We start from the raw sequence: 13,694 nt of genomic DNA, 5'->3' as shown, positions 1-13,694 counted from the left end.
AATAAAAACTAAAAATATAAAAAAATTGTAACTTTCCGAATACCTATGGATGTTTTCTAGACAGAAAGAATTGTAAATTGAAAAGCTTGCATCCTATAAAATTGAAAATTTTTATTTTTATTACAATCATTCTATCTTTGTATTGCTCAAAATCTATAAAATCAGAAGTATTAATAAGTGAAAATAATTGTCAAAAATATACAGTATTAGAAAATGAAAATATAGTTTTTATCCTTAAAAAACACTCTTTATATCCTATTTTTGGAAAAGAAGGATCTCTTGCTAAAACTTATAAATTGCAAAGTAAAAATAAAAATGAAAATAAAAATTTAGTATACAAAGGAGATGTCATCTGCCTTCCTCAAAAAAACAATATTACTATAAACATTAAAACAATTGAGAATAAAAAAATAGACAATGTAATTCCTAAAATTGAAAATAATCCAAAAGAAAATATTGAGCAAAAAAATATTTCGACAAAAATATGTCAAGACTATACAATTCATAAAGGAGATACTTTATTTACAATACTAAGGGAAAAAAAATTATTTCCAATTTTTGGAAAAATGGGTTCATTAGAAGAAACATTAAAGTTAAATACTTTATCAGATAAAGATATTAAAAATTTAAAAATAAATAGTAATTTATGCCTTCCATTTAAAAACAACATAATAGCTAATAAGATCAATGAAGAAAATCATATTATTGAAAACACAGAAAAAATAAATGAAAATGAAAATTTAAAAATAAGTTATGAATTTAATCCAATTTTAAACAAAGAAAAAAAAGAGAAATATTTATCCACAGAGAAAAAAGAAATCCCTCATAATAAAATTATTACTGAAAATAAAAACAAAAATATAAAAACAAAAAAAATAAATGAAAACAAAAAAACAGATGATAAAATTAAACAAAACCTGCAAAGCGAACCCGTTGCAAATTTAAAATGCATGGAATATAAAACAAAAGAAGGAGAAAGCCTAATTGAAATTTTAAGATCCCAAAAAAGAATACCTATTTATGGAATAAATGGTTCTTTTAATCAAACTCTTTCATTAAATCCAAACATAAAAAAAAATAATCCTAAATTTAAAGAAGGAGAAGTGATTTGTTTAGAAAGTATTCAAAAAAGTCAAACTCTAGAAAATAGTTTAGTTCAAGAAAAACAAGAAGACAAAGATAACAGCAATCATATGGTTTATTTTGAAGGCGGAGGAAAATACCTAAGACTTATCGAAAAGGATAATGATAATGGAACATCTGCAAAGCTTCTCTCAAGATTAATGATAAGCGTAGAAGGCGGCCTAATTCAAAAATGGACACCAAGTTTATATTCCTATTTTGGAATTAATTTTGGGGTAACACAAATAATGCAATCAGATACTTCTGTGGTAATTGGTGATGATATCATTCGACTTACAAATTATTTTTTAGGTATTAAATATTATTTTTTTCCAGATTTTTATGGAAACATGGAGTATGGATATGGTGATGCGCTTTTATTTAGAGCTATCAATTCAAATACAATGCAAGTAGAAAAAATGGCAACAGCAAAAATAAAGATTTTAGGGGGATATACATTTCTAAATTTTGAAAAATTAAAATTTAATGGAGAAGCCGCTTTTTTAATAAATACCCCTTTTAATAATGAAATATATGCTTCTCAAATTGGAACCGGTTATGAAGCCGCTTTTGTCTCTAGTTATGAAACAAAAGATTGGGAAGTAAGAGCACGTCTACATTATTCAAGATATATTACAAATATTCCACCAGTTACTTTTGATTATACTGAGATAGGAATTCTTTTGAGATTATCTGCTTATTTACCTCAATAAATTATTTACCATCCAATACCTATAGCACCACTAAAACCATTTCCTGTTGCTGCACAAGAGCTTAATGAGCCATCTGTTAAAGAAATATTGCATTTAACCACAGAGCTATTTCCCCAATTTGCAATATATAAATAATTATTAATCACACTTACTCCCTCTGTACTGCTATAAAGACCTCCACTTGCTGCAATCGAACAGGCACTTAAAGTACCATCTGTTTTACTTACAGTACACAAAGTAACAGACGCATTACCTGCATTTGGAATATAAGCATAACCATTATTAATCACAATTCCGGTAGGACCATTAAATGCACTTCCCGTTGAAGTGCAACCACTTAATGTTCCATTAGAAGAATTTACATTGCATTTATAGACGCTACTAGAACTTCTATTTGTAAAATAAAGGTAGGGTGCATTATAATAATTAAATGTTACACCAGATGTATTTGAATATCCTGTTGCTTGATTTGAACATCCACTTAAAGATCCATCTGTTGTATTTATAGTGCACATTTGTACTATTCCATTTTGCACTTCGTATAAATAAGCTCCGGATAAACCATTACTCACTGCCAAACCATAGGGTTTAAATGAATTTACAGAACCACATGAAGATAGCTGACCCGTAACCGTATTAATTGTGCACCTCGAAGTATTTGATCCTGAATTTGCAACATAAAGAAAATTATTATATCGAGCCAAGCCAATAGGAGTAGAATAACCCGATCCCGTTGCCCCACAACCACTAAGCGCTCCCGTAGATTGATTCACATTACAAACACTAACGCTTTGTCCGGAATTCGCATTTCCAACATAAAGAAAAGATGGAAAATTATTTACAGAAGATGCAACAGTTGTTTGTGTAATTCTTCTTATGGTTTCTAATTGTAATGCAGTAAATGTGGTTCCGTTCCATGCAGAAACAAAAGTTAAGTAATCTTGCAATCCCGTATTTGCGGTATTATCTAAACTCCCAAGAATTAATCCACCTGTTTTTACAGTATCTATTGTATCTATATGCTGAAATTCATTAAATTGAGAAACAGCGGCTGTTCCATTAAGTGACAATCCCCAAAAATCAAATCTTCCCTGAGCTAAAGGAGTTAATAATGTCATATTAGTAAATTTTTCAAATAAAAGAGATGATGTATTTGCGCCATATCCAAAACTATTAATCGCTCCACCTGCTGTATAACCAAATACTCCTTTTCCTTGCGCTCCAACTGAAGGGCTTTTATTAACGGCTACTATTGTTGAATTGTTACTTGTAAAAATATTCGATATTGTACCTAATCCATTCGCATTTGAAATAACACCACCTGTATTATCCCATGTATTAATGGAAGTAGGAGTTGCATTATGTCCATTACAATAAAGATCATATATAACAGTTCCTGTACCCATATTTTGGCTTGATAACATACCATATAAAACATTTGGCAAAGGAAAACTATTTAAAATTAATTGATCTAAATAACTTTTAATTTGTGATTTTCCTGTTGCATTTGCATTTGTAGCTCTTAATGCATAATCACTTATTATTGAAGTTGTATTTATACCAACTGAATTATCTGGTGAAGAATTATAAACCGTACTTGTTCCTAATCCATTTGTACAGGTAACACTAAAAGATAATATTCCACAAACGTCAGATGACTGGGTTGTGTATGTTAAATTTGTCGCACCTGAAATTTGAATGTTATTTAAATACCATTTATAAGAACAACTATTTGAATCTGTCCAAGTTCCAATTGATCCTGTTACTGCAGTCCCTGCACTTGATACAATAGCAGATGTAGAGATCCCACTTATTGAAGGAATTGTTATATTTGTGGGAGCAGAAAATTTTATGCTAATAGGAGTTAAATTATTAGATGCAATAGATGTTCCAGATGAATTTTTTACAACAAGAATAAAATAATACGTAGTTCCAACGACAAGATTTGTCCCAGCAACCAGCGAAGTAGAGCAACTTAAAATAGAAATATTAGAACAGACTAAAGACCCTGTTCCAGTTGTTATAGAAGAACTTGTCGAAGCGTAAACATAATAAGTAACAGGGGCAGATCCATAACTATATGCACTCCAACTCAAACTTATTGATGTTGTATTTGGAATAGACGCCTTTAAACCAGTTGGCGCAGTTACTGGAACTGTAATTACTGTTAAAATATTTGAATTAATTGATGAACTATTAGCATTAGTAGCAACAACTTGAAAATTATATGATGTATTTTCAGTCAATCCCGTTATCGAACAAGAAACTGCTGTAGAAGGAGAAACAGAAGTTAATGTACATGTCGGAGATATTTGATTACCAGATTGATAAACAGTATAATTCACATTTGAAGAACCAACACTCAAAGTCCAATTTAAAGTTAAACTTGTTCCAGTTGTGTTGTTACTTTGTGTAATGGAAAAAGAAGTTCCTGATGTAAATTTAGTTGTCACAGACAATGAATTAGAAGTTATACTAGATGAACCACCAGTTGCATTATTAGTTGCAGAAATAGAAAATGAATAATCTGTATTTTGTATCAATCCATTTACAGTACATGAAACTTGAGTTAAAGTGGGAGTTTTAGCTGTCAATGAGCAAGTTGAAATATTAGATGCAGAGAGCGCACTTCCAGAAGATAAAACTGAATAATTGACTGAAGCATTTCCAACGTTCATAACCCAATTTAATGTAACAGATGTATCTGCTACGCTTCCAGATGATAAAACAAAAGAAGTACCCGCTGTAAATTGAGTTATGACTGTTATAGGTAAAGTGGTGACAGTATTACCACCTCCAGTAGCATTATTTGTTGCCTGAACTTTAAATATATAATTTGTATTTTGTGCCAATCCTGTTACCTGACAACTCACAGCAGTTGAAGAAACTGAAACATTTGATAATGTGCATCCAAGAATTTGTGATGCAGAGACGGGGCTTCCATTAATTAATATGGTATAATTCATAGAAGAATTTCCATAATTAAATACCCAATTTAAAGTAGCTGTTAAATCGGTAACTGGGGTTGCCGATACCGAAAATGTTGTTGAAGCAGAAATTTGTGTAATAACATTTAAAGTATTTGAAACAATACTTGTACTTCCTCCCGTTGCCGAATTTGTTGCCTGAATAGAAAATGCATAACTGGTATTCTGTGTTAATCCTGTTACTGTACAAGAAACTTGAGTTGATGATGGTGTTTTTCCAGTTAAGAGACATCCTGATATACTTGAAGCCGATACAGAAGTACCAGAAGATAAAACTGAAAAATTAACAGAAGATGTTCCTACATTCATAATCCAAGTTAAAGTGGCCGTTGTATCAGAAGCTGATCCTGCTGATAAAACAAAAGTAGTTGCTAAAGTAAACTGAGTAATAATACTTACTGAATTTGAGGTAATTGTAGATGTAGCTAAAGAAACGTTTGTTACTTTAACAGAAAATGCGTAAGAAGTGTTCTGACTAATTCCAGTAACATTACAACTTACTTGTGTACTTGAAGGAGTTTTATTTGACAAAGTACATGTAGATACTTGACCAGAAGTAACAGCTACACCATTTTGTAAAATTGTATAATTAACATTTGAGTTTCCATAATTAAATACCCAACTTAAAGTAACAGAAGTATCTGAAACATTTGAAGCAATAGGTGTAAAAGTTGTATTTGATGCAATTGGCGTTACAACAGCTAGATCATTTGATATCAATGTTGTTGAACCAAGAGGAGCATTATTAGATGCTTTTACAGCAAAATAATATTGTTGATTTTGAGACAAGCCTGATACATTACAAACGTTTGTTGCCGTTGGCAAGGAACTTGAAACAGCAGGAGAACAATTAATAACAACACCAGTTGATGCTGCTGATGCAGAATTTGATTGAAATACAGCATAAGAAATAGACTCACTACCTACATTTAAATTCCAGGTCAGTGTTAAAGAAGTAGAAGTTAAATTCGAAACACTTAAACTGTAACTATTTGTTGGATTAAATTGAGTTGTAACAGAAATGGCGCTTGAAGAACTTGAAGAAAGAGATGAAATAGAAACTACCGCATCTGTAACTGCGATAATTTTATAATAATACTTTGTATTCTCAGTTAATGTTGGTGTTGTATTATCAACACAACTTAATTGTGATGGAGATGATGAAGCTGTATAAAACCAACAAGCAAAAACAACACCAGAATCTGTTATATTAAAACTACTTTGAGAGGAACGATATACTTTATATGTAATTCCTAAATTTGTTACGTTATTATTCCACTGCAAAGTTGAAGTATTATTTGAAGCTCCTAAAATAGAAAATCCAGAAGGCGAAATAGGAGTTGTCACAGTAATATATTCAGCATTAGCATTAACCGAGCCATTTGAATTTTTTGCTCGAACCATAAAATAATACGTTGTGCCTGCACTTAAAGATGCAATCGTAGCTGACTGACTAGATCCAGCGACAGCAACAATATTTGAAGTATTTGTATAAGTTCCAGAAACAGTTCCATAAGTCACATCATAACTCGTTGCTCCAGAAGAGGTTGTCCACGTTACATTAGCCGTGTTTGTTGCAGAGAGAATAGAAGTTATGGATAAACTTCCAATTGGTACACCAGATGCTTCCGTTCCAATAAAAGTTCCACCAATACTTCTTGTTACAGAAAGAGCAAAATAATATGTTTGACCATTTGTTAATCCAGAAATTGTGCAAGACAAAGTTAACAAGGCATCACATCCCAATACATTTCCGCTGATTGCTTGGCCTGATGTTGAAGAATAATAAATTTTATAATTCGTTGCGTTTGTTACTGAAGACCAACTCACAGTAATTTGAGAATTTTGCGCTGTTACTTGTAATAACGGAGAATTTAAAGGAGTCGCCGAAGCTTCTGCAGATTGAGTTGTTGCTGTTGTATTTGTTCCTGAGTTTGAAGCAACAATAGTATAATAAATCGTTTGACCAAGAGTTCCTACCGTAAAATTGCATGGAGAAGAAGAACAAGCCGTTAATGTTCCTGTGGCTGGAACAGAGCCTCCAACCGTTGTTGAACTATATACCTTGTAAGAAGAAGCACCCGTTGCGCCACTCCAACTTAAAATAATATTTGTTGATGATGTTACTGTTGTAACAGAAGTAATTGGTGTTATTGGTGTTACCGTAGTTGCAGAACTCGCAGCTAAAGAATCTCCGCCAGGAGTAAATGCTGTTACTTTATAATAATAAGGACTTCCATCAACTGTAGGAACAATATCAATACAAGAGCGACTTGAATCTGAAATATTTGTACATCCATTTACATTTTGATATCCAGAACCTAATACTCTAGATCTTTGAACATAATATGATGTAATTGCCGATGTTCCAGATCCTACACTGGAAGCCCATGTTATCGTAACAGAACCATCTGTTGCACTTGTTGTGGGTGCTGTTGGTGTATTTGGTTTTGTTGTTACTGTAATAACAGTGGAGGTAACTGTATTTTGTGAGTTTGTTGCCGTAACAACATAATAATAAACTGAACTTGATACCATTGTACTATCTGTGCAAGTATTACTAGCAGGATTTGTACAAATAGCCCCTCCTGAAGTACTGACTGGTAAAGAAGTCGAACGATACAAAGAATAATTTACAGATCCATTTCCAGAGACTGCATTCCATTGAAATGTTCCCGTTGTTGTTGAATAAGCAATATTAGTTAATACAGGAGGAGTTGCTAATGCTGTTGTATTTGTTTGAGTTGTAGAATTTTTTGTTGTTGGCGTAATTGTTGAGTTGGAAGCTGTTACCATATAATAATAAATATTATTTTCACTTAATCCCGAATCTGTAAATGTTGTTAAAGCGGATGGGGTATTTATAGGTGATCCCCAGCTTCCTACAGCACCGGTTAAAGATCGATATAATTTATAAGTAACTGTTCCATTATTAGCAAAAGAATTCCAATTCAGAGTAATGGAGCTTGATGTAATATTTGTTGCTGAATTAAATGTTGGCAACGATTGTAAGTCTGTTGTTACTGAATAAGTTGTAGAATTAAGAGGCGTTGCCCCTGGAGCATTATTGCTTACTGTTAATAAATAATAATAAATCGTATTTTCATTTAATCCTGTATCTGAATAACTTGTCCCACTCGTTGTGGTGTTAATTGCAGTGCCCCATGTACCTGCAATTCCTGTTGTAGAGCGATACAAACTGTAAGTAACAGTTCCATTATTCGGAATTGTACTCCATGTCAGTTGTATAGAAGTTGCAGTGGCCGTTGTCGATGATATAATAAATGATGGTAAAGTTGCTATTGCTGTCGTAACTAAATATGAATTTGAATTTATATTTGTTGCACCAGAATTATTTGTTGCAGAGACCATATAATAATAATTTGTATTTTCACTTAAACCAGAATCATTATAAAAATTTGCACTTGAAGTAGAATAAATAGCTGTACCCCAACTTCCCGCACTCCCCGTTAAGGAACGGTATAAATTATAGGTAACAGAACCATTACTTGGTGCTGAGCTCCAACTTATTTTCAAAGCAGAAGAAGTAACATTTGTAACTGAAATGATAACTGGAGTTGTGACAAGAGCTGTAGTTACTAAAAATGTCGATGATGTTATTGTTTGAGCACTCGGTGCATTATTCGTAACAGTTAGTTGATAATAATAATTTGTATTTTCACTCAATGCGGAATCAGAATAAGAAGTTGCTGAATTTGTGGTAAAAATAGCAGAACCAAAACTTCCCAAGGCCCCTGTTGTTGATCGATATAATTTATAAGTAACTGTTCCATTATTTGGAATTGAATTCCAATTCAATTTTAAACTAGAAGTTGTTATACTAGTTGCAGGTGTAATAAAAGTAGGAGTTGTCGAAATCGCTGTAGTTACCTGAGTTACCGCAGAGTTTATAGCGGCAGCTCCTGATAAAGAATTAGATGCTGAAACATAATAATAATAATTTGTGTTTTCAGATAAACCTGTATCTGAAAATGAAGTTAAACTAGATGGTGTATTAATAGGACCTATCCAAGGGCCTGTTGCGCTTGTTGAGCGATATAATTTATAAGTAACGATTCCATTATTTGGTGCTGAATTCCAATTTAAAGTGAGACTATTGTCTGTTACGTTAGTAGCTGGAGTTATAAATGTCGGAATAGTAGATAAAGCAGTAGATATAGAAAGAACCGAAGAACTTAATGGAACAGCACTTGGAGCTGTATTTGTTGCAGAAACATAATAATAATAGTTTGTATTTTCAGATAAACCAGTATCTGAATAAGTTAATGCAGTTGAAGATGAGTTTATTGGCCCTGTCCATGGACCAGTTGCACTTGATGTAGAACGATAAAGTTTATACGCAACTGCGCCATTATTAGGGGCAGAATTCCAATTTAATGTCATAGCAGATGGAGTAATATTTGTTGTTGTATTAAATGATGGAATTGTACTTAATGCTGTAGTTGTAGAAACTATACTTGATTGAGCCGATTCTCCTAGTGAATTAGATGAAGTAATTACATAATAATAATTTGTATTTTCGCTTAAACCTGAATCCGTACACACATTATTTGGCGAACTTGTTGAAACGATAGAACAAGCAGCGGCTGATGGATTTGCAACAAATGGGGAAGAGTTGCTATTTGAACGATAAATATTATATGTTACATTAGGATTTCCTGAAAATATATTCCAAAATAATGAAGAAGAAGATGAAGTCACACTAGAAACAGAAAGGCCCGTTGGCGTACCAACTTGCATTTGTAATTGCTGTTCTGCATTTGCATTAACCGAGCCATAGGCATTTTTTGCAACTACCATCACATAATATAAATTTCCTGCAGAAAGCCCAGAAAAAGAATACGGCAAGGTAACTGAAGAACTCACCGTGGGCAAAGTAACAGTATAATTTCCAGAACTTGTTCCATAAATAATATCATAGCTAGTTGCACCTAAAGAAGTACTCCAATTAATATTTGCGGTTGTTGCACTTGTGGGAGATATAGATGTAATATCAAAATTGCCTATAGGAATACCAAGCTCTTCTGTTCCATTAAACGTACCACCAATTGATTTTGTAATAACGATAGCAAAATAATAGGTTTGCCCATTTGTTAATCCTGTAATTGAACATGATAGAGATAAATTTGCATCGCAGCCTACAACACCTCCACTAATTGCAGTCCCAGATGTTGAAGAATAATAAACTGTATAATTTGTTGCATTTGCTACAGAACTCCAAGTTAAAGAAACTTGATTAGGTTGAGTTATTAAAGTTCCTATTGGAGAAGAGTGAACAACAGCAGAATATTCATTTGATGTTGTAGATGCAGAAGAGTTCGTTGCTGAATTACTTGCAACAATTGTGTAATAAATTTCTTGCCCAGAAGAAACACTAAAGGAACAAGGTGAGCTGGTACAACCCGTATTTATTCCACCATTACTAGGAGCAGATCCTGCTGCTGTTGTTGATTTATAAACTGCAAAATTACTTGCTCCTGTTCCTCCACTCCAACTTAAAGTGACATTACTTACCGTTACAATTACACTCACGGATGAAATATTAGTTATAGGAGTCACTGTTGTTGCCGAACTTGCAGCAGGAGAAGAACCACCTGCAGTCATTGCTGTTACTTTATAGTAATAAGGATTTCCATCAACTACAGGAACAATATCTGTACATGTTAAACTTGAATTAGAAACACTTGAACAGCCACTTACATCTTGATAACCCGTTGCAAGAGATCGAGAACGCTGAACTAAATAAGTCATTAATGACGGAGTTGCTGCACCCGAACTTTGCGCCCAATTTAAAACGACTGTTCCATTTGTAGCAACTATTGTTGGAGCTAAAGGTGTATTAGGTAAAGTAGTGACCGTTATAGGAGAATTTGCGGTTATGGTATTCTGTGAATTTGTTGCTGTAATTAAATAATAATAAATATTACTTGCGCTTACTGTAGAATCAGTACAAGACGTTAATGTTACATTAGAACAAATCGCTCCAGAAGCTGTACTTACTGGCAAAGAGGTAGAACGATAAATATTGTATTGAACAGCTCCATTTCCATTTGAAGCATTCCATTGTAAGGTAACAGAAGCTGTAGAAACTGTACTTGCATATAAAGTAGGGGCATACAATAAAGCAGTTGTTACGTTTGTTGAAGAAGAACTTCTCGTTGTTGGTGTTGGTGAAGAATTTGATGCTGAGACCATATAATAATATTTTGTGTTTTCACTAAGTCCAGAATCACTAAATGAAGTTGCACTTGAAGAGGAATTAATAGGACCGCTCCAAGTTCCTGCTACGCCCGTTGTAGAACGGTATAAACTATAATAAACAGTTCCATTATTAGGAACGGGGTTCCAACTAATTGTGAGTGAATTGTCTGTCACACTTGTTGCAGGCAAAATAAAACTTGGTGAAGAAAGCAAATCTGTAGTTACCGTAAAGTTATTTGAACTCAATGTAACAGCGCTTGGTGATAAGTTTGTTTCTGTAAGCATATAATAATAATTTTTATTTTCTATTAATCCAGTGCTATCTGTATATGTCAGTGCTGAAGTTGTTGTAAAAATAGCGGATCCCCAGCTACCAGCCAAACCGGTTGTTGATCTAAATAATTTATAAGTAACTGTTCCGTTATTTGGCGCAATATTCCAATTTAAAGTTATAGAACTAGATGTGACATTTGTTGCAGGAGAAATAAACGATGGTATTGTTTGTAAAGCAGAGGTAACTTGTAAAGTAGTTGAATTAACTGCTGTTACTCCTGGTGAATTATTTATTGCTGAAACATAATAATAATAATTTGTATTTTCTGATAATCCAAGACCATTATTATTATCAATGTAAGTTAATGATGAACCTGTATAAATAGGATTTCCCCAGGTTCCTGAAATCCCACTCGTTGATCGATATAAATTATATGTTACAGCTCCATTATTTGGTGATGCATTCCAATTTAAAGTAATTGAAGATGAAGTTACATTTGTTGCCGTATTAAATGTGGGAATAGTATTTATAGCCGTGGCTACCGAAATTATATTTGAACTCAATGCCGTTGCACCAGTAGCATTATTTATAGCCGTTAACATATAATAATAATTTTTATTTTCTAATAAACCTGTACTGTCTGTATACGTAAGTGCTGAAGTTGTCGTAAAAATAGCAGATCCCCAACTTCCTGCTAAACCCGTAGTAGATCTAAATAATTGATAAGTAACTGTTCCATTATTTGGTAAACTATTCCAATTTAATGTAATTGAATTATAAGTTACATTTGTAGGTGATAGTAATGAAGGAGGCGTTTGTAAAGCAGTTAAAGTACTAAATACTGATGAAACCTGTTCCGTTGCATTTGGCCTTGAATTTAATGCGCCAACTTTGTAATAATAATTCGTATTTTCCGATAATGAACTATCTATAAACGAAGAAGATGTTCCAGAATAAATAGGACTACCCCAACTAGCTGGCGAACTTGTCAATGATCTATAAACATTAAAAGTTAATGGAGCGTTTCCAACACTTAATGTCCAATTTAATGTTAGTGAATTTGAAGATACAGATGAAGAAGACAATAAAGAAGGCGCTGTTAATAAAGAAGAGGGTATACTTTGTTCAATTGAATTTGAAGAAGTTCCACTTATGTCCGTTGCTGTCAAAGTATAATAATATATTTTATTTTCTAAAAATGAAGTGATATCTAAATAATTTAAATTAGGTGAAATATATGTTGAACTTGAAGTTCCAATTTTATTTCCAATTATAATCCCAACAGGTGATGATATTGATCTATATATATTAAACGTAATATTAGCATTTCCATATAAAGATGACCAACTTAATAAATTACTAGATGCAGAAGCAGCTGAGACAAGTAAAGTATTTGGTATTGCAGGATATGTAGTGATGTTTATTTCTGAAGAAGAAGGAGAGTTTCCTCCTTCATTTGTCGCAATTAATATATAATAATATAAATTTGCAGGAATTAAATTTACTGCATCATCAGTACAAGTTAAAGCACTAATAGATGAACAACTAGGGACAATTTCATATTGACTTCCAGAAACTAAACTACGATATAATGAATATGTTATTGTTCCCGATCCGGCTGCGGCATTCCAATTTAAAGTAACTAAATTTGAAGTAATGCTTGGTGATCCATTCCAAGTAGGAGTAGATGGAGGATTTATGATAAGCGCTGATACTGTGTTACTTGCTACATTTCCAGAGTCATTGCTTGCAATAATCTGAAAATAATAAGTAAACCCATCAATGAGACCTGTTACCAAATAAGAACTTGTCACTCCAGAAATACTTTGAGACACACTTCCTGGTGAAGTTCCATATTGAAGTGTATAGGTTGTATTTCCTAATCCACCATCAATATTGCCCCAAGTTATCAAAGCAGTTTGAGAACTTGGTTTAACAATAATTGAAAAAATTGAAGGCGTTAATGAAACTTCATTTGTTGAATTAATAGAGCCATATTTATTTGTAGCTATGATACTAAAATAATAAGTAACACCATTTGATAAATTATCGACTAAACATTTTTTTAACTTTATTGAACTGCAAGATTTAACTTTATTCGGATAATTTCCGCTAGAACTTCCGTAAACTACAGAATAATTATCAGCTCGAAGTGAATCGGACCAGTTTAAATAAACTTTGCTATCATCCGCTAAAGCTGATGTGATATAAAACGATGCTGGTGTATTTAAAAATGGAGTATTTCCAATATCCACATGTGAATTGGAACCCCCTAAAGGATTATAGTTACAAGAAAGACAAAACATATTAATTAATATCATAAATATATAAAATTTTGATATAATATTAATTTTCAATAATCTTCCTCATGATAAA

2 protein-coding genes are annotated in these 13,694 nt (G+C 32.6%); one reads left to right on the top strand and one right to left on the bottom strand.

Features of this window, described 5'->3' with window-relative positions:
* Positions 1-77 precede the first annotated feature (77 nt).
* A complete protein-coding gene (locus GCL60_RS02045) occupies positions 78-1,835 on the top strand; it encodes a LysM peptidoglycan-binding domain-containing protein (RefSeq protein ID WP_153418197.1) in 1,758 nt (585 codons plus the stop codon).
* A 5-nt stretch (positions 1,836-1,840) separates the two neighbouring features.
* Here GCL60_RS02045 and GCL60_RS02040 read toward each other — a convergent pair whose 3' ends face one another.
* On the bottom strand, positions 1,841-13,675 hold the full coding sequence (locus GCL60_RS02040) for a fibronectin type III domain-containing protein (protein WP_153418196.1): 11,835 nt from the start codon (positions 13,673-13,675) through the stop codon (positions 1,841-1,843).
* Between the last annotated feature and the right edge of the window lie 19 nt (positions 13,676-13,694).

The sequence above is a fragment of the Silvanigrella paludirubra genome (assembly GCF_009208775.1).
Lineage (GTDB): Bacteria > Bdellovibrionota_B > Oligoflexia > Silvanigrellales > Silvanigrellaceae > Silvanigrella > Silvanigrella paludirubra.
This window is presented reverse-complemented; position numbering and strand designations above follow the sequence as displayed.